The 25,539-nt window shown below is 66.4% G+C and carries 24 protein-coding genes; 2 read left to right on the top strand and 22 right to left on the bottom strand.

The features are described 5' to 3' along the window. Positions 1-50 precede the first annotated feature (50 nt). The 14 genes from rocF (BMZ79_RS02340) to BMZ79_RS34105 all read right to left on the bottom strand — a co-directional run bounded on the left by rocF (BMZ79_RS02340) (position 51) and on the right by BMZ79_RS34105 (position 11,710). Positions 51-1,010 carry an arginase gene (rocF, locus tag BMZ79_RS02340; protein ID WP_090636195.1) on the bottom strand — a complete coding sequence of 320 codons (960 nt, stop codon included), beginning with the start codon at positions 1,008-1,010 and terminating at the stop codon, positions 51-53. Positions 1,011-1,150: 140 nt separating this feature from the next. Further along, positions 1,151-2,344, bottom strand: coding sequence for an ornithine--oxo-acid transaminase (locus BMZ79_RS02335; protein ID WP_090636194.1), 1,194 nt, complete (start codon positions 2,342-2,344; stop codon positions 1,151-1,153). Between the two features lie 59 nt (positions 2,345-2,403). Then, positions 2,404-3,315, bottom strand: coding sequence for an arginase (rocF, locus tag BMZ79_RS02330; RefSeq protein ID WP_090636192.1), 912 nt, complete (start codon positions 3,313-3,315; stop codon positions 2,404-2,406). A 182-nt stretch (positions 3,316-3,497) separates the two neighbouring features. Continuing rightward, positions 3,498-4,373: a LysR family transcriptional regulator gene (locus tag BMZ79_RS02325; protein ID WP_090636190.1), complete on the bottom strand. Its 876-nt coding sequence runs from the start codon at positions 4,371-4,373 to the stop codon at positions 3,498-3,500. An 84-nt stretch (positions 4,374-4,457) separates the two neighbouring features. Continuing rightward, positions 4,458-4,973, bottom strand: a complete 516-nt coding sequence (locus BMZ79_RS02320; protein WP_256252514.1) for a DUF6886 family protein — start codon at positions 4,971-4,973, stop codon at positions 4,458-4,460. Between the two features lie 154 nt (positions 4,974-5,127). Beyond that, the gene (locus BMZ79_RS02315) at positions 5,128-5,415 is read right to left on the bottom strand and encodes a HesB/YadR/YfhF family protein (RefSeq protein ID WP_090636189.1); all 288 of its coding nucleotides are present in this window, start codon (positions 5,413-5,415) and stop codon (positions 5,128-5,130) included. Positions 5,416-5,508: 93 nt separating this feature from the next. Continuing rightward, positions 5,509-6,750 carry a D-alanyl-D-alanine carboxypeptidase family protein gene (locus tag BMZ79_RS02310; RefSeq protein WP_090636187.1) on the bottom strand — a complete coding sequence of 414 codons (1,242 nt, stop codon included), beginning with the start codon at positions 6,748-6,750 and terminating at the stop codon, positions 5,509-5,511. Between the two features lie 443 nt (positions 6,751-7,193). Beyond that, the gene (locus tag BMZ79_RS02305) at positions 7,194-8,114 is read right to left on the bottom strand and encodes an aldo/keto reductase (RefSeq protein WP_090636185.1); all 921 of its coding nucleotides are present in this window, start codon (positions 8,112-8,114) and stop codon (positions 7,194-7,196) included. Between the two features lie 89 nt (positions 8,115-8,203). After that, positions 8,204-8,962: an ABC transporter permease gene (gene fetB / locus BMZ79_RS02300; RefSeq protein ID WP_090636184.1), complete on the bottom strand. Its 759-nt coding sequence runs from the start codon at positions 8,960-8,962 to the stop codon at positions 8,204-8,206. After that, a complete protein-coding gene (locus BMZ79_RS02295; RefSeq protein WP_090636182.1) occupies positions 8,959-9,693 on the bottom strand; it encodes an ABC transporter ATP-binding protein in 735 nt (244 codons plus the stop codon). The genes fetB and BMZ79_RS02295 overlap by 4 nt, the downstream gene beginning before the upstream one ends. 63 nt (positions 9,694-9,756) lie before the next feature. Further along, positions 9,757-10,554, bottom strand: coding sequence for an MBL fold metallo-hydrolase (locus tag BMZ79_RS02290; RefSeq protein WP_090636180.1), 798 nt, complete (start codon positions 10,552-10,554; stop codon positions 9,757-9,759). A gap of 79 nt (positions 10,555-10,633) precedes the next feature. After that, complete coding sequence (locus BMZ79_RS02285) at positions 10,634-10,990, bottom strand: ArsR/SmtB family transcription factor (protein ID WP_090636179.1); 357 nt, start codon at positions 10,988-10,990, stop codon at positions 10,634-10,636. Between the two features lies 1 nt (position 10,991). Beyond that, positions 10,992-11,414, bottom strand: coding sequence for an SRPBCC family protein (locus BMZ79_RS02280; protein WP_090636177.1), 423 nt, complete (start codon positions 11,412-11,414; stop codon positions 10,992-10,994). Positions 11,415-11,551: 137 nt separating this feature from the next. Then, positions 11,552-11,710, bottom strand: coding sequence for a hypothetical protein (locus BMZ79_RS34105; protein ID WP_177221966.1), 159 nt, complete (start codon positions 11,708-11,710; stop codon positions 11,552-11,554). Between the two features lie 241 nt (positions 11,711-11,951). On the opposite strand from BMZ79_RS34105, the gene BMZ79_RS02275 reads away from it, so the two are divergent. Next, positions 11,952-12,881 (top strand): DMT family transporter, encoded by a 930-nt coding sequence (locus BMZ79_RS02275; RefSeq protein WP_256252513.1) that lies wholly within the window; start codon positions 11,952-11,954, stop codon positions 12,879-12,881. A 136-nt stretch (positions 12,882-13,017) separates the two neighbouring features. Here BMZ79_RS02275 and BMZ79_RS02270 read toward each other — a convergent pair whose 3' ends face one another. From BMZ79_RS02270 to BMZ79_RS02255, 4 genes are all read right to left on the bottom strand, one after another. Further along, positions 13,018-13,671: a hypothetical protein gene (locus tag BMZ79_RS02270; RefSeq protein ID WP_090636176.1), complete on the bottom strand. Its 654-nt coding sequence runs from the start codon at positions 13,669-13,671 to the stop codon at positions 13,018-13,020. Between the two features lie 71 nt (positions 13,672-13,742). Further along, a complete protein-coding gene (locus BMZ79_RS02265; protein ID WP_090636174.1) occupies positions 13,743-14,807 on the bottom strand; it encodes a M42 family metallopeptidase in 1,065 nt (354 codons plus the stop codon). A gap of 79 nt (positions 14,808-14,886) precedes the next feature. Further along, positions 14,887-16,917, bottom strand: a complete 2,031-nt coding sequence (locus BMZ79_RS02260) for an ATP-binding cassette domain-containing protein (protein ID WP_090636173.1) — start codon at positions 16,915-16,917, stop codon at positions 14,887-14,889. Further along, positions 16,914-17,738 carry an energy-coupling factor ABC transporter ATP-binding protein gene (locus BMZ79_RS02255; RefSeq protein ID WP_218154637.1) on the bottom strand — a complete coding sequence of 275 codons (825 nt, stop codon included), beginning with the start codon at positions 17,736-17,738 and terminating at the stop codon, positions 16,914-16,916. The genes BMZ79_RS02260 and BMZ79_RS02255 overlap by 4 nt, the downstream gene beginning before the upstream one ends. A gap of 137 nt (positions 17,739-17,875) precedes the next feature. On the opposite strand from BMZ79_RS02255, the gene BMZ79_RS02250 reads away from it, so the two are divergent. Then, the gene (locus BMZ79_RS02250; protein ID WP_090636169.1) at positions 17,876-18,496 is read left to right on the top strand and encodes a biotin transporter BioY; all 621 of its coding nucleotides are present in this window, start codon (positions 17,876-17,878) and stop codon (positions 18,494-18,496) included. Between the two features lie 38 nt (positions 18,497-18,534). Here the strand turns inward: BMZ79_RS02250 and BMZ79_RS02245 are convergent, their stop codons facing one another. The 4 genes from BMZ79_RS02245 to BMZ79_RS02230 all read right to left on the bottom strand — a co-directional run bounded on the left by BMZ79_RS02245 (position 18,535) and on the right by BMZ79_RS02230 (position 25,534). Beyond that, positions 18,535-19,116 carry a hypothetical protein gene (locus tag BMZ79_RS02245; protein ID WP_090636168.1) on the bottom strand — a complete coding sequence of 194 codons (582 nt, stop codon included), beginning with the start codon at positions 19,114-19,116 and terminating at the stop codon, positions 18,535-18,537. Between the two features lie 158 nt (positions 19,117-19,274). Next, a complete protein-coding gene (gene atzF, locus BMZ79_RS02240) occupies positions 19,275-21,125 on the bottom strand; it encodes an allophanate hydrolase (protein ID WP_090636166.1) in 1,851 nt (616 codons plus the stop codon). Continuing rightward, the gene (gene uca, locus BMZ79_RS02235) at positions 21,122-24,793 is read right to left on the bottom strand and encodes an urea carboxylase (RefSeq protein ID WP_090636164.1); all 3,672 of its coding nucleotides are present in this window, start codon (positions 24,791-24,793) and stop codon (positions 21,122-21,124) included. The genes atzF and uca overlap by 4 nt, the downstream gene beginning before the upstream one ends. Positions 24,794-24,883: 90 nt before the next feature. Next, positions 24,884-25,534, bottom strand: a complete 651-nt coding sequence (locus BMZ79_RS02230; protein ID WP_090636163.1) for an urea amidolyase associated protein UAAP2 — start codon at positions 25,532-25,534, stop codon at positions 24,884-24,886. Positions 25,535-25,539: the final 5 nt, after the last annotated feature.

The raw sequence follows: 25,539 nt of genomic DNA, 5'->3' as shown, positions 1-25,539 counted from the left end.
CCGCTGCGCGCGCGATTCTCGAATCGCGACGGCGCAGCGGCTGTCGTTGTTTATAGAATTCGTTTGCCCAGCAGGGAAGCGATCAGGCCGACCGCCAGCCGGGACGTGCGCCGGCTCTCGTCGAGCAGCGGGTTGACCTCGACCACGTCGATGGACGCCACGCGCCCCGTCTCCGCCAGCAGCTCGCAGGCGAAGTGCGCTTCCCGGTACGTCAGGCCGCCGGGCACCTGCAGCGCGACGCCGGGCGCCTCGAGCGGGTCGAGGCAATCCGCGGAGAAGCTGACGTGGATGCCGTCGGTGCCGTCCCCGGCGATGTCGACCGCCCGGCGGACGACCGCCTCGATGCCCATCCGGTCGACTTCGTGCATCGTGAAGACGGCGATGCCTTCGGCGCGGATGAGCGCCCGCTCCTCCGGCTCGACGTCCCGTACGCCGATGAGCACGACGCGCCGCTTGTCGGCTGCGGGGCCGTCCAGCCCGTCCGCGAAGTCGCGCGCGTCCGACTTCGCGAGGCCGAGCGCCGCGGCCAAGGCCATGCCGCCGACGCCGCCCGTCGGGCTCGCCGCCTCCGTATTCAGCCCGGCATGCGCGTCGAAATAGAGGACGCCCGCGCGCTTCCCGGCGGCGGCCAGTCCCGCCAGCACGCCGATCGTCACGCTGCGGTCGCCGCCAAGCACGAGCGGCAGCTCGCCCCGGCCCGCGGCGCCCGCGACTTCGGCCGCGATCCGCCGGCCCGTCTCCAGTACCTCCGGCAGGTGCTTGGCCGCGCCGCTCCGGGTTCCGTCCGCGGGCGCGGCCGCATCGGTGCCGCCCTCGATGTTCGCCTCCGACGTCACGGCGAACTCGGTCTTGCGAAGCTGCCGGAGCAGCCCGGCCTGCAGCATCGATTCCGGCGCCGCCTCGCTGCCCGGCCTGCCGGCGCCCAAGCCGAACGGGACTTGGATCAGGCTCAGCTTCTTCGTCGATTCCGTCTCGCGCTTCGTATCCGTCTCCTGCTTGGTATCCGCCATTGCGCTTACGCCACCTCTCACGCTAGTATAGTCGTCGTCTTGCGCTTTCGATTCCGTGCGACCGGTATCTTCGTAACCGGTACCTTCGCGACAGGGATATTCGCGACTCGCCTACCGCTATTCTGCCTCCGCAACGCCCCTCAGTCGAACAGCCGCGCGATCCGCGCGAACGCCCAGTCGAGCTGCTCCTTCGAGATCGTGAGCGGCGGCGCGAACCGGATCGTCGTCTCGTGCGTTTCCTTGCACAAGAGGCCCAGCGCCTTCAGCCGTTCGCAATACGGCCGCGCCTCGCCGTGCAGTTCGAGACCGATGAACAGCCCGCGTCCGCGGACCTCCTTGATCGCCGGGCTGGCGATGCCGCGCAGCAAGTCTAAGAAATACGTACCCAGCTCGCCCGAGCGCTTAACCAGCGCCTCGTCCTCCAGCACGTCCAGCGCCGCGATCGCGACCGCGCAGCCGAGCGGATTGCCGCCGAACGTCGATCCGTGCGAGCCCGGCTCGAACACGCCGAGCACCGCCGCGTCCGCCGCGACCGCCGAGATCGGGAACACGCCGCCGCCCAGCGCTTTGCCCAGGACGTACATGTCCGGGACGACGTCTTCCCAGTCGCACGCGAACAGCCGGCCGGTACGGCCGAAGCCCGTCTGGATCTCGTCGGCGACGAGCAACACCTGATTCTCGCGGCACAGCTCGCTCGCCGCCTTCAAATACCCGGCCGGCGGCAGGACGATGCCGGCCTCGCCCTGGATCGGCTCCACGAGGAACGCCGCCGTATGGGGCGTGATCGCCGCCTTCAGCGCCTCGAGGTCGCCGTAGGGCACGATCCGGAAGCCCGGCGTGAACGGCCCGAAGCCGCGTTTGTACTCGTCGGAGGAAGAGAACGACGTCACGGTGACCGTCCGCCCGTGGAAATTGCCGTCGCAGACGATGATTTCCGCTTGGCCCGCCGGCACGCCCTTCACGTCGTACGCCCAGCGGCGGACCGCCTTGACCGCCGTCTCGACCGCCTCCGCGCCCGTGTTCATCGGCAGGATCATGTCCTTGCCGGTCAGGCGGCTCAGCTTCTCGTAAAATTCGCCTAGCCGCTCGTTGTGGAACGCGCGCGACGTCAGCGTGACCTTGTCGGCCTGCTCTTTCAGCGCCGCGACGATGCGCGGATGGCGATGGCCGTGGTTCAGCGCGGAATAGGCGCTCAGCATATCCATGTAGCGGTTGCCTTCGGGATCCTCGACCCATACGCCTTCCGCCTTCGCGATGACGATCGGAAGCGGATGATAGTTGCGCGCGCCGAATCGTTCCGTTTGATCGATGATGCGGGTTGTCGCGTTCGTCATGCCGTCACGCTCCTTCCGGCTCTGTCGTTTTTTCATCGTCCGGCCGACGCCGGCCGGCTTTACAGGATGCGTTCGCCGAACGCCGAGCCGATCAGCTCCACCGCCGCCACGGCCGTCTTGTTGTGGTGGTCCAGCATCGGATTCACTTCCACGACTTCCGCCGAGACGAGCAGCTGGCGCTCATAGAGCAGCTCCATCGCGAAATGGCACTCGCGGTACGACATGCCGCCGGTGACCGGCGTGCCGACCCCCGGCGCGTCCCCCGGATCCATGCTGTCGAGATCGAGACTCAGATGCACGCCGTCCGTGCCGTTCGCGACGATGGCCATGGCGTCTTCCATGACCTGCTTCATGCCGTGCTTGTCGATGTCGTGCATCGTGAACACTTTCACGCCCTTCTCCTTCAGGAACGCCCGTTCGCCGGGATCGACCGAGCGCGCGCCGATGATGACGACGTTCTCCGGCCGGAGCTTCGCGTCCGTTCCGCCGATGGAGACGAGATCGGGATGGCCGTAGCCGAGAACGGCCGCGAGCGACATCCCGTGGATGTTGCCCGACGCCGTGGTCGCCTCCGTGTTCACGTCGGTATGCGCGTCGAACCAGATAACGCCGAGCCGCTTCACGCGCGACAGCACGCCTTTGATCGTGCCGATCGCGATGCTGTGGTCGCCCCCCAGCACGAGCGGGAACCGGCCCTTGCCCATGTGGTCCGAGACGGCCGCGCACAGCTCCTTGTTGACCCGGGCGATTTCGGCCAAATATTTCAGCTTCTCGCCCGGCGCCGGAGGCTGCAGCGTCCGGTCGACCCGCAGGTCGCCCGCGTCTTCGACGGCGTACCCGAGCGCGTGCAGCCGTTCGTGAAGGTTAGCTCCCCGAATCGCGTCCGGCCCCAAGTCCACGCCTTTGCGGTCCGCGCCATAATGCAGCGGTACGCCGATTACCGTGATGTCCGTTTTCTTTACCGCGTTCATATGCAGCACTCCTTCTCCAACCCGTCGGTATCCTTAATTGTAGCATAGCGATTTTTGCGTAAAAAATTGAATAATCCAATGATTACGATTAGAAAACGCAATGATGCCGGAAATTCCCCGCGCGGCGCCGAAAAACCCCGCCGGCCGAAGCCGACGGGGGCAGCGTCTCGCGAAAAATCGCGTCAGTCCCATTCTTTCCATATCCGCTGGACGATTTCCGCGAAGGACCGAATGTTTTGTTCCGCGATCCTTTTCTTGAGGATGACCATATTCGTCTCGATCTTGCGCGGAAACCGGTGAATCTCCGCCAGCGTGCCCTTGCGCAGCTCCTCTTCGACGAGCGCCGCGCCGAGCAGCGCCGTGCCGGTGTTGTAGAGCACCGTGCGCTTGATCGTCTCGTCCGAGACGCATTCGATGTATTTGTCCGGCGCGAAGCCGTAGTCGTTCAGGCATTCGTTCACGAGCCGCTGAATATTGGACCCGGACTTGTACGTAATGAAGGGGTACGTCTCCAGCAAGTCGGACAGCTCGTGCCGTTCCAGGAGCTCCCGCGTCGTCACGAGGACGAGATCCTCCCGCCCGAGCGGCACGGTCTCCATCTGCGGCGACTTGCACGGCCCGGCGATAATGGCCAGGTCCGCCTCGTTCGCGGCGACCTTCTTCATGGCGTCGTTGCTGTCGCAGGAGAACAGCTGCAGCTTGACCTCGGGATTCTCGGCAATGTACGAGTGCAGGATGAGCGATAAGTAGTGGGTGCAGTAAAATTCGGGCGCCGCCACGGTCAGGAGTCCGTGCGGATGCTCCAGCTTGCGAAGCTCGGCCTCCATCTCCTCCATCAGGGCGAACGTCTGGTCCACGTAATGCTTGACCAGCTTGCCGGCCGGCGTCAAAAACGTCTTCTTGCCGCTGCGGCCGAGCAGCGTCACGCCGAGCTCCTGCTCGAGCGACTGCAGCTGCAGGCTGATCGTCGGCTGCGAATAGCCGAGCCGGGCGGCGGCGCGCGTCAGGTTGAGCGTGTCCGCGACGACCTGAAACGTCTTGTATTTCTTGAAATCCATGCTGCTTCACGTCCTTGCCGGCTTCATGGAACCATTATAGAGGGCATCGTCCCCCGGAGCAAGGTCGGCCGGCCGCTCGCCGGTTCACGGTTCGGGCCGCGCGTTCGCCATCCGGATCATCGAGAAGTTCACCGTCGACGCCGGCAGCGCCTCCTTCAGCGGATGCAGCGAAGGCGTGACGCGGACCTCGACGCCCGCGGCCGCCAGCAAGCCGAGGCAGTCGTCCACCCGCTCCACCGACGCCGGCTCGACCTCATGGCGCGCGACGTAATAGCCCGCGTTCCCGTCGTACGATTCGAACGGACCGGGCTCGAACGCGTAGCGGTACAGCTTCGCGTCCCGGATCCGGTCCAGCCAGCCGGCCTCCACGGCGACGATATGGCTCGCGCGGGAGAAGCCGAAGAACCGCTCCCGGTCCTCGGCGGTCGTCTCCGCCTCCGTCCAAAAGCAAACCCGAGGGCAGTCCCTCGGGAAGTAATAATTGCACGCGCGGCGCTCGTCGATCGCCCATACCATGGCGGGCTCGTGCAGCCGGTAGGGCAGCTGCCGAGGGACGAAACGTTGAATGTCGGGATTTTCGCTGAAATGGTACAGCTTCACGTCTGTCGCTCCGTTTCTCGGGCTGCTTAGCTTCTTGCGCCGATTTAAGTATTCGCCGGCCGAGCATTCGATTCGGGCAACGCGTTATCCGTCTTAATCGAGTTCATTTGATGCGCGGCCATGTTTCGGGATCCGTCTTTACTACCGTTCCGTTTCATTCGATATCCATCGAGATGTCGTCTTCCTGCTCCATGAACCGGATGATCAGCTCCCGCTCCTCCAGAAACCACAGATTGTCCGACTCCATATAGAACGTGATGCCTTCCACGACGTCCTTGATTCCCGGGTCCCGGGGGATGTCCTTCATCACGCCGAGCGAATAGCCCGGTTGAACGCTGCCGCTGCCGCCAAGCCTGACGAAAATGCGCAAATGATCGCCGTCCGACAAATCCATTTCCCGGATATACCAACGTGCGGCCGACTGTTCCACCGATAGTTTCATTGCTACCATCTCCTCGTTTTGGATACGGTTACATGCTATATATACGCCGTCTGCACCCGTTTTACCTCTGCTTGGAAACATTTTCGACAGCTGCTAGAAGCTGCGCTCGCGCTCCGGCCGGTGACGTTTCGCGCGGATGGCGGCGATCAGGGCGAGATAGACGAGCATGCCGACCCATACGACGAAAATTTCCGCTTTTTTGGCCGATCCCGGCTCCCGCGCGCCCTTGCCGCCGTCGTCCCCGCGCAGCTCCGACGCCTTGACCGCGGGGTAGCGCGCCGCGATCGCCGCGAGCGACGCGAGCGACGGTACCGCGGGCCGCAGCCGGCCGGCCGCGGCGTCGCCGAGCGACGTCCGCACCCGCACCTCGCCGTCCGGCGAGACGGATACCGCCGGCGTCTCGCCCTTTGGCACCACCGCGTACAGAGGTCCGGTCTGGACGAATTCCGTGCCGGCCGCGAGCGGATAGGCGGGATTCGCCGCCGATACTCGCTGCAGCGCGAAATGGTCGAACCCGTAATCGAGCAGCTTCGTCATGTCCTTGTACAAGAGCGACTTCGTCGGCGATTTCAGCAGCACGCCGATCAGCTCCATGCCGCCTCGCTTCGCCGACGCGACGAGCGTGAAGCCGGCGTCGCCCGTGTAGCCGTTCTTGACGCCCGTCGTTCCTTCGTACTGGCCGAGCATTTCGTTATGGTTGATCAGTTCCGACTTCCATTCTTGGCCGTTCCAGGGCATGCGCTTCGTGCCGACGATCGTGCGGAACAGCTCGTTTTGCATCGCGTAGCGCGCGATCTTCGCCATGTCCGTCGCCGTGGTGTACTGCCGCGGGTCCGGCAGCCCGCTCGGATTGACGAAATGCGTGTTCGCCGCGCCGGCCTTGTCCTTCGCGAACGCGTTCATCCGCTCCGCGAACTTCGCCTTCGAGCCGTCGACGTACTCGGCGATGGCCGTCGCCGCGTCGTTGCCGGAGTTCATGAGCATGCCGTACAACAAATTCAGCAGCGGCAGCTTCTCGCCTTCCGCCAAATAAATGCGCGTTCCATCTTCGCCGCGCGCTTCCTTCGACACCGTGACCGTCGCCGCCAAATCCGATTCATCCTCGATGGCGACGATGCCCGTGACGATCTTCGTGATGCTGGCCGGATATTCTTGCTTGTCCGGATTGCGCGCGTACAAGACGGTTCCCGTCTTGGCGTCGATCAGCACGGCCGCTTCGGAAGCCAGCTCGGGCCGCGCGTCGTCCGCCGTCTCCGCGCGGACCGGACTCGCCCAGCCGAACGAAGCCAGCACCAGGAGCGCCGCCAGCCGGCGTTTCCACACAAGAGCCTTCATGTACCGTCATCCAACCTCCCCGCGTCTCGTAAATTGCCTGGTACCTACTAAACTACCACTGCGAACGGGGGGGCAGCAAACATTATTTTGCGGCCGCCGAATGAAAGGAATTTCCTGCCGCGGCTGCGCGCCGGAGCCGGCTTCGCAGCTTCGCCGCGGCTCCGTTCAAGCCCGAATCGCCGGCCGCTCCGGTCAAGACGCGACGCTTCCGGTCTCGTTCCCGGCTCGCCGACGCGGCTCGATCTAGATCCGGCCTTCATCCCGCCTCCGCTGCCGCAAAACAAAAAAACCGTTCCCCCCGGGGAACGGTTTTCCGGCGTTGGCAGCGCACGCTTCGGGCCGAGAAACAACGCCGGCGACTTTGCGGCGCAAGGGGCGCAATTCGCGAAATCATCGCGCGACGCCGTTTCAAGGCGCACCCGCCGATTCTCGCTGCGATGGGATCAGCGGTTCACGTCCTGCGGATGGCCGTCCTCCAGCAGTTCGACCACGCTGGCGTTGGAGCTGACCTGCTCCGGGTTCTTGCAGCCCGGAATGACGGCCGTGACGGCCGGATGCTTCAGGCACCAAGCGAGCGCCCAGGCCGCCATGCCGACGCCCTGCGGCACCTCTTCCGCCGCGATGCGCTGCACTTCTTCGAGCTTCTTGACGGTGTTCTCGCGGTCGTGCCGATGGCGGACGTCGGTCTTGTCGAAGACCGCGTCCGGCTTGTACTTGCCGCTCAAATACCCGCTCGCGAGCGGCACGCGCGCCAGCACGCCGAGGTCTTGGCGGATGCAGGACGGGAACACGGCCTCCTCCGGCACTTGATCCAGGCGGTTGTACACGACCTGGATGACCTCGGAGCCGACCCGCGTCGACGCGTCCGTCTGATGGACGTTGGCATTGCTGCCGATGGACGTGCCGAGATGCCGGATTTTGCCGGCTTGCTTCTGTTCGTTCAGCACCGACCACAGCTCGTCGTTGTCGAAGACCGCGTCCGGGCCGGAATGGAACTGGTACAGGTCGACGTAATCCGTCTTGAGCGCCTTCAGCGACGCGTCCAGCTGGCGGACGACGTCCGCGGGCGAGAAATCGTCGGTCCGCGTGAACCGCTCGTGAAAATGATGGCCGAACTTCGTCGCCACGATCCAATCCTCGCGCTTGCGGCGGGACAAGTAGTCGCCGATCAGCGATTCCGACAGATGATCGCCGTAGCACTCCGCCGTATCGATCAGATTGATGCCGAGCTCGGCGGCCCGGTCCAGGATCGCGTCGGCTTCGGCTTGCGCGAACTGCTGTCCCCATTCGCCGCCGAACTGCCACGTGCCGACGCCGATGACGGATACCTCGAGTTCCGTTCGGCCCAATTTCCGATATTTCATCATGTTTCGCTCCTCTCGATTATGTAGCAGCTTGTCTCGCATGAAGCAGGCGATCCCGCCTATGAGGCGGAAGCTCCGCGCCGGCCGCGCTAATCGCGCGCCGGCATGCGGAGCCGCATGTCCTTCGTAAACCACAGCTTATAGCTCAGCAGGCTGAGCAGGATGCTCGTGACGGCGGCCGACGACGTGAAGGCGAACACGATCAGGATCTGGTACCGGACCGCCTGAAGCGGATCGGCGCCGGCGATGATCATGCCCGTCATCATGCCGGGCAGCTGGACGATGCCGACGGTCTTCATGCCGTCGATCGTCGGAATCATGCTCGCCTTGACCGCGCGCTGCAGGCTGAGCTGAATCGCCTGCCGCGCGCTGGCGCCGAGCGCGAGCAGCGTCTCGATCTCGCCGCGCGACGCCTCGACGTCGCGCTTCATCTGATTCAAATACAAGCCCGCGACGACCATCGCGTTGCCGATCGTCATGCCGCTGATGGAGATGATGTACTGCGGCGTATCGCCGATGATGCCGAGCCCGAGCAGCAGCAGCATGATCATCGCCTCCGTAGCCGCGATCGAGACCGCGACGCGCGCCAGGATGCCGCGCAGTCCCCGGCCGCGCCGGGAAGCGTGCCAGGCCGCGACCGCGATCATCGCGGCGACGACGAGGACGAGCAGCATCGGCTGCCGCGTCCGGAACAAATATTGCAGGACGAGTCCGATCGCGAGCAGCTGCACGGCGGCGCGGACCGTCCCGATCAGGATGTCGCGCTCCAAGCCCAGCTTCTGCCGCATGGACGCGAAGACGGTGATGCCGACGAAGAGCAGCGTGAACGCGAGCGCCGTCAGGCTCATGGCGGATCCGCCTCCGTCCCGCCCCGCTTGAGGAACCGCTCCGCCGCTTCCGACGGCGGTTCGCGGAAGAAGGCATCCGCCTCCGAATCGGCCAGCCCGCCGCCGGACAGGAACCAGACCCGCGAACCGACGCGGCGCGCCTGCTCCAGATCGTGCGTCACCCAAACCAGCGTCGTCCGCTCCGCCGCCAGCGCGTCCGCGAGCAGCCCTTCCACGGCCAGCTTGCTATGCTCGTCGAGCGAAGCCGTCGCCTCGTCGAGCAGCAGGACGGCCGGGCGGGCCATCAAGGACCGGACGAGCGCGACGCGCTGCTTCTCGCCGCCCGACAGCTCGGCCGCGTCCTTCTCCCAGTCCGTCGCCGCCAAGCCCGCCGCGTCCATCAGCTTCGCCGCGCGGTCCCGGTCGAACGGCGCGCCGTGCAGCCGGCTGAACGCGCCGACGTTATGCGCGATCGTGCCGGGCAGCATGACGGCCTGCTGGGCCACGTACGCGGCCCGCCGCCGCCATGCTTGGGGATGCCAGCCGGCGGACGGCTTCCCGTCCAGCCGCACTTCCCCGCCGCTCGGCTCGTCCAGCAGCGCGAGCAGGCGAAGCAGCGTGCTCTTGCCTTGGCCGGACGGCGCCAGCAGCGCGACCGATTGGGGCTCTTCGATGTCGGCCGAGACGTCCGCGAACAGCGTGCGGCCGCCGGGAAGCGTCTTGCTCAAGGCCGTGAAAGACAGGATGCTCATCCCGCGGTCGCCTCCAATGTCTTCCTAGTGTATCCGATGTCCCGGCGGGCAACCGCGCGGCCTTCAAATCTCGTTCGTCTTGACGTAGACCCACACTTCCCCGGGCTGAAAGATATGGTATTTTTGCCCGCGAAACCGGTTGAACAGCTCGCCGACGAAGCCGACGATGCCTTCGCTGTTGTTCATATACAGGTCGAAATGCAGCGGCACGACGTAATCCATGCCGACGTCCGCCGCGAGATCGGCCGCCTCGCGCGCGTTCATGTTGCCGTCGATGTTCCGCCGGTTGCGGAACAGGTCCCTCCCGTTGATCGGCAGCATGCCGATGTCGATCCGGAACGGCTTCAAGGCGGAGACGAGCGCCTCGTCGACGAGCGTGTCTCCGGCGTGGTAGATCGTGATGCCGTCCCAGTCGAACATGTACCCCAGGAAGCGGTCCCGGCCTTCGGCGTCCACGATGCGCTTCTCGTGCCACGCCGGCATCGGATGAACGGTCAAGCCGCCCCCGCACGGGAACGCCTCGCCGTGCCGAAGGCTGACGACGCGCTCCGCGGGAATGCCCTTCTCGACCAGGATGCGGGCGCAGACGTCCGGACCGGCGAACGTGCAGCCGGGCGATGCTTCCGCGATGGCGCGCAGCGTGACCGGATCCAAATGATCGCCGTGCTCGTGGGTGACGAGCACCAGGTTCAAGTCGGTCAGGTCGCGGGCATCGACCGGCGGCGGGTAAGCGCGGACCCACTCGGTCGGCGGCCCGCCGGGCGCATCCGGCGTCAGGAACGGGTCGACGGCCAGCTTGAAGCCGTTGCGGCTCAGGATGACGCCGACTTGTCCGATGTATTGAATGGCAGCGGATAACATGGAACATTCCTCCTTTTCGTCCTATGTAAAGGGTACCAGAAAAACCCGCGGTCCGAAACCACGGGTTTTCGCGGGCAGATCAACGTCCGTCCGGCTTCGGAGGCTCCGCCCCGTCGTCCGCCTCGACCAGGCGCTGCAGCGCGGACAGCTTGTTTTCCCAATACCGCTCGTAATACCGCAGCCAATTGCGGAGCTCCTGCAGCGGCTGCGGCTCCAGCCGGTAGCGCATCTCGCGCCCGACCTTCCGCTCCTTGACGAGCCCGGCCTCGGACAGAATGCGCAAATGCTTCGACACCGCCGTGCGCGTCATCGGAAAATGGCCCGTGATGGCCGCGATCGGCATCTCCCGGTCGACGAGCAGCTTCAGCACCTCGCGCCTCGTCGGATCGGCGATGGCCTGGAACACGTCGTGCTTGCCGGACGGCTGCGCCGGCATGTCAGGCTTCGACGACGGCGCCGAGCTTGGCCACGATGCCGACCCAGCCTTGCCCCATGCGTTCCCGCACCGCCGCGTGCGGCAGGTTGAATTCGGTCATGCCGTCCTCGCGCCAGCCGGCATGGACGAGCGTGCAGGCGGTCCGGTCATCGCCCCGGTCCTCGAGCAGAATCGTGATCGTCCACTCCGTTCCCCATTGGAACGCGATGCGAGACGGCGGCTCGATCTCCTTGACGAGGCACCGCTGCCTGCCGAACGGGCCGGCGTCGATATGAAATTCATGGCCGACGACGGGCGCGAAATCGTTCGGCATGAACCAGGCGCCCAGTCCTTCCGACGTGGAGATGGCGCGCCATACTTTGTCGATCGGCGCGTTGAAGACCTGCGACACGCGCACGTCCGGAAGCGCGTTTGGCGTATTCATGCTTGATTCCTCCTCCGATGCTTTCGTATCTGATGCTTTCGTGCTTGCGGTCCAAGCCGCTATGAAAAAAAGCGAACCCTTTTGGTTTCGCTTTTCAGTATAGGACACCTTCGGCCCGGTTACAAGCGAATTGGCCGTCACTTGGTGCGATCTCTATCTCCGTTATCCTTTTCCTTGTCCATGCCGTGGTCTTCCCATCGCCGGGAATACGCTTTGTTGGTCACCCAGATCGTTATCCACGTCACGAGCACCGCGATGATGGCCGCGGACACCCACACCCCTGTCGGAACGCCCATTTTGTCTAGTCTCCCCTTCGACAGCCCGTCTTGCCGGAGCTGTCCGTCTTTTCAGAAAAATGATAACAGACTTCGCCATGCGGCACAAATGACAACATTATGACGAACCCTTGGCCCGTCCTTGCGCGGTCCGCCGAAACGCGCTTCTTCTCTTGCCTGGACAAGCCCGGAGGTGCATAATGAAGGGTGCCGAACTCCGTTCGATTCTTATTAAAGCAAAGCCGCAGAAAGGACCATCATCGTGCAGTCATCTTCGCAATCCGCCCAACCCGCGATCTCGCCGGCCATCCCGTTGCTCGTCGGCATGCTCGCCATTTCCTTCGCGCCCATACTCGTCCGCGCCTCGGACGCTCCCGTTTCCGTGCAGGGCATGTACCGGATGCTCTTTACGTTCCTGTTCATGCTCCCGTTCGGCGGCAAGCAGCTGAAGACGCTGACCGCGATCGGCCGGAAAGACTGGCTGCTGCTGATCGCGGCCGGCTTCTTCCTGGCGCTTCATTTTCTGCTGTGGATGGCTTCGCTCACCTATACGTCGATCGCCAGCTCCACCATTCTGCTCGCCCTGGAGCCGGTCTTCGTCATGGTCGGCGCGTTCTTCGTATTCAAGGACCGGCCGTCCAAATTCGCCGTCGCCGGCATGCTCGTCGCGCTCGTCGGGGCGATCAGCATCGGCTCGGGGGACGTCGGACTGTCGCAGCGCGCGTTCTTCGGCGATCTGCTCTCGTTCCTCGGCGCGCTGGCGGTCGCCGTCAACATGCTGATCGCGAAGCAAATCATGCGCCGGCTCCCGTCGTACTTGTACAGCCTCATCGTGTTCGGCATTACCGCGGCCTGCTTCGTGGGCTACAACGTCGCCCTGGGCATTCCCATGACCGGCTATCCCGCCAAGGAATGGCTCGTGTTCGCGCTTCTGGCCGTCGTGCCGACCGTGTTCGGGCATATGATTTTCAATTGGCTGCTCAAATATGTAAAACCGACGACCATCTCCATGACCGTGCTCGCCGAGCCCGTCGGCGCCAGCCTGCTCGCCATGCTGCTGTTCCGCGAAATGGTCACCGGCTTCCAGCTGTTCGGCGGCCTGCTGATCATCGTCGGCCTCGTCTTGTACATGCGCGCGGAGAAGCAGGAAGCCGCCGCGGTGGCCGCGCCGGCCGATCCGCTGCAAGCGTAGGCGGAACGATTTTCCGAACTCGCCCCTTTGAGACAAATCGAACGCACGAACAAGGGACGAAAAAAAACGAAAACGGGAACGAAAAAAAGCCTGATCGCTCAGGCTTTTTTCTATGTCCGCTTATCGGCGGCGCGATTTAGGCTTCCAGTCCGTGCTCCTGGCGGATGCGGTACAAGCCTTGGATCATCGGCTCGGCCGGATCGCGATTGAGCAGGAAGTGCGCGATCAGCACGTGCAGCGGAAGCGCGCAGATGTTGTTGCCGTCCGTGATGCCCGTGAACCCGGCTTCCAGCACGGGCCCGTGCTCCTCGTGCAGATCCAGGTCGACGTATACCTGCTCGTCCGGGAACTCTTCGCGGAGCGTCTTGGCGCAGTACGGCACGATGACGTTGTCGATCAGCGCCTTGGCTTCGTCTTCCGATTGCGGCGGCATCGGCAGCAGCTTGTCCTTGCCTTCGTTGCCGTCCATCAGCTCGAAGAAGAAGGAAGACATCCACAGCGCCGGATCTTCGTTGTTTTGGAAGGTGTGCAGCAGCTCGCGCATGAAGAAGCCCGTCGCGTATTTGCCGCCGTCCTTCGTTTCGATTTTGAAGGTGAAAATCGGTCCGTATACCTTGTGGTTCAACACTTGCCCGTCCACTTGTTCGTCTTCGAACTTGAAGCAGAGCGCTTTCAAGCCATTCTCGTGCAGGGCTTGAACGACCTGCCGGAATTCGGCCTCCGAAACGTTACCTTGTTCCTGCGTATCCTGCGTTTCGTTGGAATTGGATACGTTGTTTTCTGTCGTCATGTCGAATCACCCGCTATTCATCATATAATGTCGGTTTCGCGCTTGTCCACTTGTAATTTTACGGCGAACGTTCAAGCGCGCGGCTCGAACAAATACGCCGCCAGCAGCGCGGCCGTGTTCGCGACGGCGTCCGCGTGCGTTCGCTCCATGCCGTGCGACGCGTGCACGCCCGGGCCGATCAGCGCCGCCCGGATATTGCTGCCGCCCCGGAGCGCCGCGGAGGCGTCGGAGCCGTAATGCGGGTACACGTCGACCGCGTGCGGAATCCCTTCGCGCTTCGCGAGCGCGATCAGCGCCGAGGTCATCGCGTAGTCGTACGGGCCGGACGAATCCTTCGCGCAGATGGACACGTCGTATTCCGTCGCGGACAGGTCGTCGCCGAGCGCGCCCATGTCGACGGCGATCATCTCCGTAATGTCCGACGGGATATGCGAGCTGCCGTGGCCGACTTCCTCGTACGTCGATATGATGATCTTCACGTCGCGCTCCGGCGTCCGGCCTTCGCGCTTCATCCATTCCAGCAGCGCGAACAGCGCCGCGACGCTCGCCTTGTCGTCGAGATGCCGCGACTTGACGAGCCCGTTCGGCAGCAGCCGCGTCCGCGGGTCCCACGAGATGAAGTCGCCGACGCCGATGCCGAGCTTCAGCACGTCTTCCTTGTTCTTCACCGGCTCGTCGATGCGGACCTCCATGTTCGCTTCGTCCCGCTTCAGGTCGCGGGCATCGGCGTAGACATGGACGGAGGGCTTCGTCGTCAGCACGGTGCCCTCGTAGGCGCGGCCGTCCCGCGTGTGCACGAGGCAGTATTCGCCTTCCACCGTCGCCATCGCGTAGCCGCCGACCGGCGTCATCCGCAGCATCCCGGACGGCTTGACCGACCGGACCATGGCGCCGAGCGTATCGACGTGCGCGGTCAGCGCGACAGCGCCGTCCCCGCCGGGATTCGCGCCGGGAATCGCGATGATGCCGTTGCCTTTCGGCGTGCGCGTCATCGCGCAGCCGAGCTTGGACGCTTCCGCTTCGATCAGCTTCATGATCGCGTCGCAGAAGCCGCTCGGGCTCGGGGTGTTCAGCAGCCTTTCAAGTAAGGCCAACATATAAGTGCGGTCGAGATTCGGTTGCAGCGGCTGCGTCATCGAATCGGAACCCTCCTTTCGAAACCTTCTAGCCTATCATAGCCCATTCCGGGCGAAATTCCTATTTTTCATAGCCAAATCAGCAAAGCCGAATCAGCGCGCAGGCGGCCGCGCCGCCGAGCACGAGGAACGTATCGCGCAGGCGCCAGGCCTCGGCGGCCAGCAGCGTCGGATGCGCCCGCGCGCCGACGCCGCGGCTCTTGAGCGCGTCGGTCACGGCGTCGCCCAGCCGGAACAGCGACAGCATGAACGGCAGCGCCGTCTCGACGATCCGCCGCACGCCGCCGCGCAGGAAGCCGCCCGTCCGCTTGCCGCGCGCCGCGGCGATCCGCGCGAACCGTTCCCATTCCGCGAGCAGCACGGGCACGAAACGCAGCATCAGCGTGATCGTCAACAGCAGCTTCGTCCCCCGCGCCGGCATCCGGCCGAAGCGGGCGAACAGCTGCTCCAGCGCGCGCCGCAGCCGGAGCGGCGTCACGGCGATCGGCAGGCCGAAGCCGAGCAGCATGACGATCAAGGGCCGGACAAGCGACTGGAACGATGCGAGCGCCGCGGCGGATTGCCACGGGCCGGCGCTTGCGGCCGCCCCGGCTTCGGCGGTTCCGGCGGCGGCGCCGAAGCCGGCGAACAGCGACACGGCGACCGTGAACGTCGCGATCGCTTTGATCGCGCCTTTCCAGCGGCGGAGCGGAATGCGGCCGAAGTAGACGGCCGCCGCCGCCAGCGCCGCGGACGCGCCGATGGCGGTCCAGCCCCGCGCGTTCAAGATCGCGGTCGAGACGAGGATGTACGTCAGCCAGACCGCGCGCGCGTCGAAGCGCGCGATCGGCGACGCGTCGTCCGCGCCCGGCCGGACCTGGAACGGCCGCCGCGCGGGCTCGGATGCGACGGGCGCGGGCGCGGCGGCGGCCGGAGCGGCGGCGGGCGGCGGAAGCGCGCCGGCATCGATTAAGTCCGGCGACTGCGGCGAAGCTGCCGCGGACGTTCGCGGCGGCACGCCGGACGCGGTCGGAGGCGGCGCGCTCGCATCGACGACGAGGGTCGGCGTTCCGGCAGCCGCGGTCGTTCCCGGAGCCGCGCCGGACGCGCCGGCCACGCTTGGCTGCCGGTTCGCGGACTTGCCGGCGAGCGGTGAAGACGTTGCGCCTGGCGCGCCTTTTTCCGGCGGCGCGCCGGTTCCGACCGCATACCCCGCTTGTCCGTGCTCGCGGGCGAAGCCGTCGTCCGGCCGGAGCGCCGCAAGCGCGTCGGCCAGCCCGCGCGGATCCCAGACGGCGCCTTCGGGCGCTCCGAGCGCCAGCCCGATTCGCGCGACCGCGAACCAATCCGGCACGTCCATGCCCGCTTCGGCGAGCCAATGCGGATTGGCGAGCAGCTCGCTTCGGCCGCAGACGCGGACGGCGCCGTCCGCATGCAGCAGCAGAATGCGGTCCGCGAGCGCGAACGCCCAATCGCTCTCGTGCGAAATCAGCAGCACGCCCTGCCCTTCCGAGGCGCGGAGGCGCAGCTGCGCCGCGAGCCGCTCGTGGCCGTCCGCGTCGAGCCCGGCCGTCGGCTCGTCCAGCAGCAGCCACGCCGCCGCCGGCGCGAACAGGCAAGCTAGCGCCGTGCGCCTCCGCTCTCCGCCGCTCATCGCGTACGGATCGCGCGCCAGCCAGCCCCGATCCCAATCGACCGCCCGCAAGGCATCGTCCGTCCGCCGCTCGAGCTCGGCTTCCGATAGCGCGTACGGGCGGAGCGAGTAACGCAGCTCTTCGCGCACGGTACGAAGAAACAGCTGCTCCTCGGGCGACTGGCAGGCGTATGCGTACGCGAGCAGCGCGCGCGGATTCGGCGCGAACCGCGTCCGCCATACCGTCCGTTTGCGAAGCCACATCGCTTCCCCGCCGAAGGCTACGGACAAACCGTCGGGCTCGCGCAGCCCCGCGATCGTCTCGAGGAGGCGGGTTTTGCCCGCGCCGTTCGCGCCGGCGAGCACGGTAATCGTCCCCGCCGCCAGCTCCAGCACGTCCGCGTCCGCGCCCGAATCGCTCTTCGCCCGATCCCCTGCAGTCACGCCGGCGAGCCTGATCCCGTGCAAGCGCAGCGAATTCACGTGCATGCCGTTCATCGCGCGCTCACCTGCCTCAGCGCCTCGGCCCAAGCTTCCGCATCGTCGGCCTCCGGGAACGGCGGCCGCAGCCTGCCGGCACGGCCCAGCTCGAGCGCCAGCCGCGCGACGTACGGCAGGCGCAGGCCGCAAGCCGCGCAAGGCGGTTCCTCCGCGCCGACTCCGCGCGGATACCCGGCGCCGTACAAAAATCGCCCGCCGCTCCCGTCGAACGCGACGCGGCCCTCCGCCATCGCGACGACCCGGTCCTCGGCGCCCAGCTCCTGCAGCCGCTGCGTCACCCACACGACCGCCGTCCCTCCGCGGTGCAGCTTCGCCGCGATCGCGCGCACGCCGCGGCGCGACTGCTCGTCGAGCATCGAGGTCGCTTCGTCGAAGACGATGAGCGGCGTCCGCGTCGCCGAAGCCGCGGCGACGGCCGCCAGCTGGCGCTGCCCGCCGGACAGCTTGTCCCACGTCAGGTCCGCGATGGCCCCCAAGCCGGTCTCGAGCAAAATCGCTTCGGATTCCGCCAGAATCCGCTCCGGCGGCAGTCCGCGCCATTCCAGCGCGAACCGGATTTCCTCGCGAGGCGTTTCCGCGAACAGCTGCGCATCGGGCTGCTGCATGACGTAAGGCGACGGCAGCCCGCCGGCGAAGCCGCGGTTCCACGTACCCTGCACGCCGTCGATGACGAGGCCGGCGAGCAGCCGGGCGAGCGACGATTTGCCGCTGCCGTTCAAGCCGACGAGATTGAGCCATTCCCCGGGACCGAGCTCCATATGTACATCCGCCAGCCGCGGCGCCGTCTCGCCCGATTCCGGCGCTCGCGGGATGGTCACTTGCTTCAAAACCAATTTGCTCTCTCCGCGATCTTCCAACCCGATTTCCCTCTTCCCAAAAGTTTACTCCCATGCTATGATGCTAATTGTTAACCATCACCAGATAACAAGGTTAACATTCAGGAGGAGAAAAGACAATGACTACCTTGCCGACCGAAACCGCTCAAACCGCCATCGCGGACGCCAAGCGCGCCGATTCCGCCGTCTGGATCCGCAGTGCCGTCTTCACCGCCTTGTTCGCCGCGCTCTTCGTCGCCTTCAGCTTCGTGAAAGTGCCGCTGTGGTTCACGGCCGTGCCGATTACGCTGCAGACGCTCGCCGTCATGCTCGCGGGCGGGCTGCTCGGCGCCGGCTACGGCTTCCTCAGCATCTTCATCGTCGTCCTGCTGACGGCGGCCGGACTGCCGCTTCTCGGCGGCAGCGGCGGCATCTCCGTCATTTTCGGCTTGACGGGCGGCTACATCTGGATGTTTCCGTTATCCGCGCTGCTCATCGGGCTCGCCAGCGACCGGCTGTTCGCCCGCGGGAAGAAGCTGAACCGCGGCGGCTACGCGCTGCTGTTCCTCAGTCTCGTGTTGTTCAGCGTCCTGCTCGCCTACGCCGGCGGCGTGCCTTGGCTGGCCTTCAAAGCGAAGCTGGACTTCGGCGCCGCGATGAAGAGCGGCTGCTACCCGTTCCTGGTCGGCGATTTCATCAAAGCCGCGATCGGCGCGTTCATGATCGGCACGCTCCGCCCGCTGCTCGCGAGACTGCGTTAATGCTAGAAGGCGCCTCGCGCCTTTATCGTCAAGCCCGCCTATAAACCGAGCTCCCGGCGCAGCAGCTGGGTCAGCTCGGCCAAGGTGGGCTTTTTGATCGCAATGACCAGCTTGTCGCCTTGAAGCGCCGCGGAGCGGATGCGAATCGGCTTCGGTACGCCGCTGCCGAGCGGGATGACGATGTCGTCAAAGTAGCGCTTCGGCAGCGTCCGGCTTCTCAGCTTCGCTGCGTCGACGACAGCCACGAGATTCGGATCGCGCCACTGGACGCGGTAATAGACGACGACGCCGGCCGGAATCCGGTTTTTTACCTTTAAATTGTAATGCGCGGCGATGCGCCCGTCCTCGATGTCGAAGCGCGCCCCGGTCACCGTCACGTCCGGGCCGTAACGCGGATCGGACGCGATGTACGCCTTGGCGATGTTGTCGACGTCCGATTCCGAGAGCGTCAGCGTCGTGCTCAAATTCTTCGCCATCTCGATCGCCCGCTGCTCCAGCGGCACGGTCCGGTACGCCAGGTCGAGCTTCTCCTGCGGCTTGACGTACCACAGCCCCGCGCCCGCCAGAGCGGCGATCAGCACCAGCAGGACGCCGAGCGCGAGCAAGCCTTTCTTCACCATATCGCGTTCACCCCCGACGCTACTATTATACGCTTCAACCGCGAGCGCCTTCTAGTCCGCGGGAATTCGCGGCGCGAACGGCAAAAAGCCGCGTCCTCATCGGGACGCGGCCTTGCGGCGCGCGAGCAGCCCGCGCGAACGGCGGCATGCCGCGGAATTCAGCTTCGCGAAAGCACGGCTTTGCGCCAAGAGCCCGCCGCCGTGATGTCCTCGGCGCCGGCTTCGGCATACGCCTCGCAGACGAAGCCCGGCACTTCGGCGCCGTCGCTCAGCTCCACCTTGCCGATGCCGAGCGGGGCCGGAATGGACGCGACGAAGCCGCCGAAGGCCGCGAGCGGCATCTCCCACACCTCCAGCGCGACGGCCGCGCCGCCCGCCTCCAGCTTGATCATCCCCGGCTTTGCCGGCACGGTCGGCAGCTTCACGAGCCGGTACTTCGGCGCACTCTCCGCCTCGCGGACGAACGCGGCGCCGCACGCGCGCATCTGCGGCTCCAGCGGAAAGCCGCGCATATGAAGGCCGCACACGGCGACGAGCGTCGTGGCGGGCTTCGCCGCTTCCGGCGGCGCGACCGCATCTTCCTCCCATGACGCCGATGCTCCATTCGCGCTCATCGCCTCGATCGGCTCCCCAACCTCCGCCAACGCGTTGCGCGCGGCCTCGAACGCCGCGGCGGCGCCGACGATCAGCGACTCGTTGTCCGCCGTCGCGAAGAAGGTGACGCCGAACGGCATCCGTTCGCGCGCCTCGCCCGCCGGCACCGCGACGGCGCACAGGTCGAGCAGGTTGCAATGGTTCGTGTACCGCCCCATGTCGCCGTTCGTCGCGACCGGATCCCGCCGCACCTCGTCGCGCGTCCAGGTGCCGCCGCAGGTCGGCAGCAGCAGCACGGCGTCCGCGAGCAGCCCGCGCGCCTCCAGCTTGAGCGCCTGCAGCCGGTGCGTCGCCCGGAACGCCGCGGCCGCCGTATACGCCGGCGACGCGCCGGTGCGCAGCACCCGCTCCGTCACGGGATGCGTCGCGCCCGGATGCGTCGTCACGAAATCGCCGAGATCCGCCCAGCGTTCGGCGACCAGCGGGCCGTCGTACAAGATCGCCGCCGCTTCCGCGAACAACGCAAGATCCACTTTGACGATCGGCAGGTTCATCGCTTCGGCGGCCGCGACCGCGTCCGCCCACGCCGCCCGGTATTCCGCCGCGAACGGCCCGTAGAACGCCGGCGTCTCCTCCGGCAGGCAGACCGCCGACGGCAATCGCCCCGGCCGCGGAGCCGGGATCGCCTTCGACCACGGATCCGTCGCTTCCGGTCCGCGCGCCGCGGCGTCGACGGCGAGCGCGTCGTCCAGGCCGTGCGCGAACACCGTGACGCAGTCGAGGCTCGCGCAAGCCGGCAGCACGCCCTTCGTCGGCCAGGCGCCGAGGCTCGGCTTGTAGCCGACGAGCCCGTTCAGCGCCGCCGGCACGCGGCCGGAGCCCGCGGTATCCGTGCCGAGCGCGAACGCGGCCTGCCCGCGCGCCGCCGCGACGGCGGAGCCGGAGCTCGAGCCGCCGCTGATCAGCTCCGGCCGCAGCGCGTTATGCGTCTCGCCGTACGGGCTGCGCGTGCCGACGAGGCCGGTGGCGAATTGGTCCAGGTTCGTTTTGCCGACCGGAATGGCGCCGGCATCGATCAGCCGCCGGACGACGACGGCGCTCGCGTCCGGCTCGAACGCGAAATCCGGGCAAGCGGCGGTCGTCGGCAGGCCGGCGACGTCGATGTTGTCCTTCACCGCGAACGGGATGCCCCAGAGCGGCAGGCTGCCGGGATCGGTCCCCTCCAAGCGCTCCAAATGCGGCATGATCCGTTCCATGGCGGGCGGCGTGATCCAGATCCGCATGTCCGCGTCGCGTTCGGCGCGACGGACGATTTCTTCCGCGACTTCCACCGGCGTGATCGTTCCGTCCGCGTACCGCTCCTTCAACCAGGAGACGGTCAAGTGTTCGGGCCATTTCTCGTTTGCGCGTCTCATGCGATGGACACCTCTCTTTCGCTTTCTTGGACGAGGCCGACGATCAGCTGGCCGGCATGCACTTCGTCCCCCGGCTTGACGAAGACGGCGGCGACGTACCCGTCGCACGGCGCCGTCTGATTGAATTCCATCTTCATGCTTTCCTCGATGATCAGCGTCTCGCCTTTCTTCACCGCCTGCCCCGGGTTCACCAGCACCTTCCAGACGCTGCCCGGCATGGAGCAGCGGACGCCGACCGCGCCGTCCGGCAGTTCGTCTTCTTCGGCCGGCTTCGCCGCTTCGCTCTCGGAGACGTATTCGGCGAGTCCGAGCGCCTTCCACCGCTCGCGTTCCGCCCGGAACGCGGCCTGCTGGGTCCCGGCGAACGCCGCCGCGCCGTCCTCGATCGACGCGAGGAACGCCAGGTAATCGCCGAGCTTGAACGTCGTTTCCGTGATGTCGGCCTCGAACCGGCCGCGCGTGAAGTCTTCCCGCAGGCGGAGCAGCTCGTCGGCGCCGACGGGGTAGAACCGGATTTGATCGAAGAACCGCAGCAGCCACGGCTTGCCGGCTTGAAAGCTCGCCGTCTCGCGGTTCAGATGGTTCCACATTTGGATCGTGCGGCCGACGAACTGATAGCCCCCGGGGCCTTCCATGCCGTACACGCACATGTAGGCGCCGCCGATGCCGACGGCATTCTCCGGCGTCCACGTGCGGGCCGGGTTGTACTTCGTCGTCACGAGCCGGTGGCGGGGATCGAGCGGCGTCGCGACCGGCGCGCCCAAATAAACGTCGCCGAGCCCCAGGACGAGGTAGTTGGCCTCGTATACGATCCGCTGCACGTCGTCAAGGCCGTCAAGCCCGTTGATCCGGCGGATGAACTCGAGGTTGCTCGGGCACCACGGCGCGTCCGGGCGGACGTTGCGCTGATAACGCTCGATCGCCAGCTGCGTCGCGGGATCGTCCCACGACAACGGCAGCCGCACGACGCGCGACGGCACCTCGATCGTTTCCAGCGGCGGCAGCCCGCGGTCCAGCTCGAGGATGCGCGCGCATGCGTCCTGCACCGTCGTCGCCTTCGGATCGATATGCACCTGCAGGGAGCGGATGCCCGGCGTCAAATCCCGCACGGGAATCGCGCCGCTCGCCCGGATCGCCTCCATCAGGGCGTGAACCTGGAAGCGCAGCGTCAAATCGAGCTCCATCTCCCCGTATTCCACGAGCAGGTTCTCGTCGCCGCTGCAGCGGATCGTAATCGGGAAGCGGCGTTGCTCGGTCTCGCGGTGCAGCAGGGGATAGGACGGCGCGAGCTCGCTGCCCGGCGCCGGCAGCACGGCCGGCCGCAGCCGGTCGAACGCGCCTTCGCCGATCGCGTCGAGATTATCGTTCTGCAGGCGCCGCATGGCGTCCGCTTCCTCGAGCGTCAGCAGCCGGAACCGCACGCGGTCGCCGGGATGCAGCTGGCCGAGCTTCCAAAATTCCGCCGACGCCGTCGTCACCGGGCAGACGAAGCCGCCGAGGCTCGGGCCGTCGGGGCCGAGCAGGATCGGCATGTCGCCCGTCAGGTCGAGCGTGCCGACCGCGTACGCGTTGTCGTGAATGTTGGACGGATGGAGGCCGGCCTGGCCGCCGTCCTCGCGCGCCCAATGCGGGGCCGGGCCGATCAGCCGGACGCCGGTGCGCGAGCTGTTGAAATGCACTTCGAATTCGGTGTTCGCCAGCTCCCGCAAGTAGCTCGGCTTCAAATATTCTTCCGTGCAGTGCGGCCCCGGAATGACGCCGATCGTCCACTCCCGCGCCATGGCCGGACGGCCGCTTTCCGGCAGTTCCCGCGGCGCCGCCAACCCGGCCGGTTCCGCCTCCAGCGCCGACGTTCGAGCCGCGCAGCCGACGGCGAGCACGTCGCCCGCCCGCAAAGCCCGGCCGCCGTGGCCGCCGAAGCCGCCGAGCGTGAACGTCGCGGCGCTGCCGAGCGTCTTCGGCACGTCGAAGCCGCCGGCGACGAGCAGATACGCGCGCATCCCCGCCTTCGCTTCGCCGAACCGAAGCTCCTGGCCCCGGCGGACGTGGACCGGCCGGTAGTACGGCACCGGCTCGCCGTCCAGCTCCGCCTCCATGTCCGCGCCCGCGAGGCACACCGTCATGTCGCCGCGGAACGCATAGGCGCCGCCGCGCAGCGTCAGCTCGAGGCCGGGCGCGTCGTCCGGATTGCCGAGCAGCTTGTTGCCGATCCGGAACGACAGCGGATCCATCGGTCCGCAAGGCGGCACGCCGACGTCCCAGTAACCGGTCCGGCCGGGCCAATCCTGCACCGTGCTCTGCACGCCGCCGTCGAGCACCTCGATCGCCGCTTCGGACGGGGCGAAGCCGTTCAGCAGCTGCGTATAGACGTTCCCGCTCCGGCAATCCGGATCGTCCAGCAGCGCCCGCACGTACGACAGATTCGTCGTAACGCCGTAGAGGCGCGTGCCGTCGAGCGCGGCGGCCAGCTTCGCGAACGCGTCCGCGCGGTTCGCGCCGCGGACGATGATTTTCGCCAGCATCGGGTCGTAGAGCGTCGTCACCGTCAGCCCGTCGCGCACCCACGTCTCCACGCGGGCGTCCGCCGCGAATGCCGCGCGGTCGAGCTTGCCGGCGCTCGGCCGGAATTGCCGCAGGCAATCCTCCGCGTAGACGCGCGCCTGAATGCTGTGTCCTTCGGGACGCGGCACCCGCGCCTCGATGCCGCGCAGCTCGTCCGCCGCCTCCAGCACCATCCATTCGACGAGATCGACGCCGAGCACTTCCTCGGTGACGCCATGCTCGACCTGCAGCCGCGTGTTGACCTCGAGAAAGTAGAACCGGCACGTCTCCGGGTCGTACAAATATTCCACCGTGCCCGCGCTGCGGTAGCCGGCTTCGGCCGCGAGGCGCTTCGCCGACGCGAACATCGCTTGGCGGACGTCGTCCGGCAGGTTCGGCGCCGGGCTTTCCTCGATGACCTTCTGATTGCGGCGCTGGATCGAGCAGTCCCGCTCGCCGAGCGCCGCGACTTCGCCGAACCGGTTGCCGAAAATCTGCACCTCGACGTGGCGGGCCTTCGCGATGTATTTCTCGAGGAAAATGCCGCCGTTCTTGAAGTTCGTCTCCGCCAGATGGCGCACGCCGTCGAACGCTTCGCGGAGCGCGGCGGCGTCGGCGCAGACGCGCATCCCGATGCCGCCGCCGCCCGCCGTGCTCTTCAGGATGACGGGATAGCCGATCGCGTCCGCCTGCGCGAGCGCCTCCTCCGGGTCCGCGATCAGCCCCGTGCCCGGCAGCAGCGGCACGCCGGCGCGTTCGGCGATTCCCCGCGCGGTATGCTTCAGGCCGAACAGCTCCATCTGCTCCGGCGTCGGGCCGATGAAGGCGATGCCGCGCTCCCGGCAGGCGCGGGCGAAAGCCGCGTTCTCGCTCAGGAAGCCGTAGCCCGGATGGATCGCTTGCGCGCCCGTCTCCACGGCGGCCCGAAGAATCCGTTCGGCGTCGAGGTAGCTGTCCTTGGCCGGTCCCGCGCCGATCGGCACCGCTTCGTCGGCGCGGTCGACATGCAGGCTGTCTTGATCGGCGGTCGTGTATACGGCGACGGACGCGATGCCGAGCTTGCGCAGCGTTCGTTCGATGCGTACGGCGATGGCGCCGCGGTTGGCGATAAGCACTTTGGTGAACATGGTCGTTCCCTCCCGAATATCCGTATCTTCTCGATCTAACCATCGGAACGCGTCCGAGCCGTCGGCCGGTCTCGGACCGGGAGCTCCGGATCAGGGGTTCCACATCAGGACGCGAATCGGCGTCGGATCGTACGCGTTGCACGGATTGTTCAGCTGCGGGCAGTTGCTGATCAGCACCGTCGTGCGGGCGATCGCCTCGAGCTCCACATAGCAGCCCGGCGCCGAGACGCCGTCCGCGAACGTCAGATCGCCCTCGGGCGTGACCGGCACGTTCATGAAGAAGTTCACGTTCGGCGCCAGGTCGCGCTTCGTATAGCGGCCGTCGTGCTTCGCCAGCTGCAGCATGAACGTGTCGCGGCAGTTGTGCATCTGCAGCTTCTCGTGCGCGTACCGGACCGTGTTGCTCTGCGCGGAGCAGGAGCCGCCGACCGTATCGTGACGGCCGCACGTGTCGGCGACGATCCGCGCGAGCGGCTTGCCGGATTCCGTCCGCAGGACGGAGCCGGTCGTCAGATACAGATTGCCTTGGGCCGCGATCGTGTTGACGGCGCTGTAATGATCGTCCGGGTTGTCGGCGTCGAAGAAGAGCGTATCCGCCGCCTGATTGCCGGCCAGGTCGACGATCCGGAGCGTCTGCCCCGGCTCCAGCACGTTCATCCAGCCGTCGCCGGCCAAGACGGTCTCGTCGTGAATCGCCTGCTCTTCGGGCAAGGAGCTTTCGGTACGAATAAATGCGGTCATCGGTT

The organism is Paenibacillus sp. UNC496MF, from assembly GCF_900113915.1.
In the GTDB taxonomy this organism is placed as follows: Bacteria; Bacillota; Bacilli; order Paenibacillales; family Paenibacillaceae; genus Paenibacillus_Z; species Paenibacillus_Z artemisiicola.
This window is presented reverse-complemented; position numbering and strand designations above follow the sequence as displayed.

What these genes read in the sequence shown, in the direction of transcription:
- BMZ79_RS02280 (WP_090636177.1), bottom strand. Translation starts at nt 11,414, where the DNA reads ATGAATACGCCAAACGCGCTTCCGGACGTGCGCGTGTCGCAGGTCTTC.
- BMZ79_RS02325 (WP_090636190.1), bottom strand. Translation starts at nt 4,373, where the DNA reads ATGGATTTCAAGAAATACAAGACGTTTCAGGTCGTCGCGGACACGCTC.
- BMZ79_RS02315 (WP_090636189.1), bottom strand. Translation starts at nt 5,415, where the DNA reads ATGAAACTATCGGTGGAACAGTCGGCCGCACGTTGGTATATCCGGGAA.
- BMZ79_RS02295 (WP_090636182.1), bottom strand. Translation starts at nt 9,693, where the DNA reads ATGAGCATCCTGTCTTTCACGGCCTTGAGCAAGACGCTTCCCGGCGGC.
- BMZ79_RS02305 (WP_090636185.1), bottom strand. Translation starts at nt 8,114, where the DNA reads ATGAAATATCGGAAATTGGGCCGAACGGAACTCGAGGTATCCGTCATC.
- BMZ79_RS02265 (WP_090636174.1), bottom strand. Translation starts at nt 14,807, where the DNA reads ATGACGCAGCCGCTGCAACCGAATCTCGACCGCACTTATATGTTGGCC.
- BMZ79_RS02310 (WP_090636187.1), bottom strand. Translation starts at nt 6,750, where the DNA reads ATGAAGGCTCTTGTGTGGAAACGCCGGCTGGCGGCGCTCCTGGTGCTG.
- BMZ79_RS02285 (WP_090636179.1), bottom strand. Translation starts at nt 10,990, where the DNA reads ATGCCGGCGCAGCCGTCCGGCAAGCACGACGTGTTCCAGGCCATCGCC.
- BMZ79_RS02250 (WP_090636169.1), top strand. Translation starts at nt 17,876, where the DNA reads ATGACTACCTTGCCGACCGAAACCGCTCAAACCGCCATCGCGGACGCC.
- rocF (WP_090636192.1), bottom strand. Translation starts at nt 3,315, where the DNA reads ATGAACGCGGTAAAGAAAACGGACATCACGGTAATCGGCGTACCGCTG.
- BMZ79_RS02230 (WP_090636163.1), bottom strand. Translation starts at nt 25,534, where the DNA reads ATGACCGCATTTATTCGTACCGAAAGCTCCTTGCCCGAAGAGCAGGCG.
- BMZ79_RS02290 (WP_090636180.1), bottom strand. Translation starts at nt 10,554, where the DNA reads ATGTTATCCGCTGCCATTCAATACATCGGACAAGTCGGCGTCATCCTG.
- atzF (WP_090636166.1), bottom strand. Translation starts at nt 21,125, where the DNA reads ATGAGACGCGCAAACGAGAAATGGCCCGAACACTTGACCGTCTCCTGG.
- BMZ79_RS02260 (WP_090636173.1), bottom strand. Translation starts at nt 16,917, where the DNA reads ATGAACGGCATGCACGTGAATTCGCTGCGCTTGCACGGGATCAGGCTC.
- BMZ79_RS02335 (WP_090636194.1), bottom strand. Translation starts at nt 2,344, where the DNA reads ATGACGAACGCGACAACCCGCATCATCGATCAAACGGAACGATTCGGC.
- BMZ79_RS34105 (WP_177221966.1), bottom strand. Translation starts at nt 11,710, where the DNA reads ATGGGCGTTCCGACAGGGGTGTGGGTGTCCGCGGCCATCATCGCGGTG.
- uca (WP_090636164.1), bottom strand. Translation starts at nt 24,793, where the DNA reads ATGTTCACCAAAGTGCTTATCGCCAACCGCGGCGCCATCGCCGTACGC.
- fetB (WP_090636184.1), bottom strand. Translation starts at nt 8,962, where the DNA reads ATGAGCCTGACGGCGCTCGCGTTCACGCTGCTCTTCGTCGGCATCACC.
- BMZ79_RS02245 (WP_090636168.1), bottom strand. Translation starts at nt 19,116, where the DNA reads ATGGTGAAGAAAGGCTTGCTCGCGCTCGGCGTCCTGCTGGTGCTGATC.
- BMZ79_RS02270 (WP_090636176.1), bottom strand. Translation starts at nt 13,671, where the DNA reads ATGACGACAGAAAACAACGTATCCAATTCCAACGAAACGCAGGATACG.
- rocF (WP_090636195.1), bottom strand. Translation starts at nt 1,010, where the DNA reads ATGGCGGATACCAAGCAGGAGACGGATACGAAGCGCGAGACGGAATCG.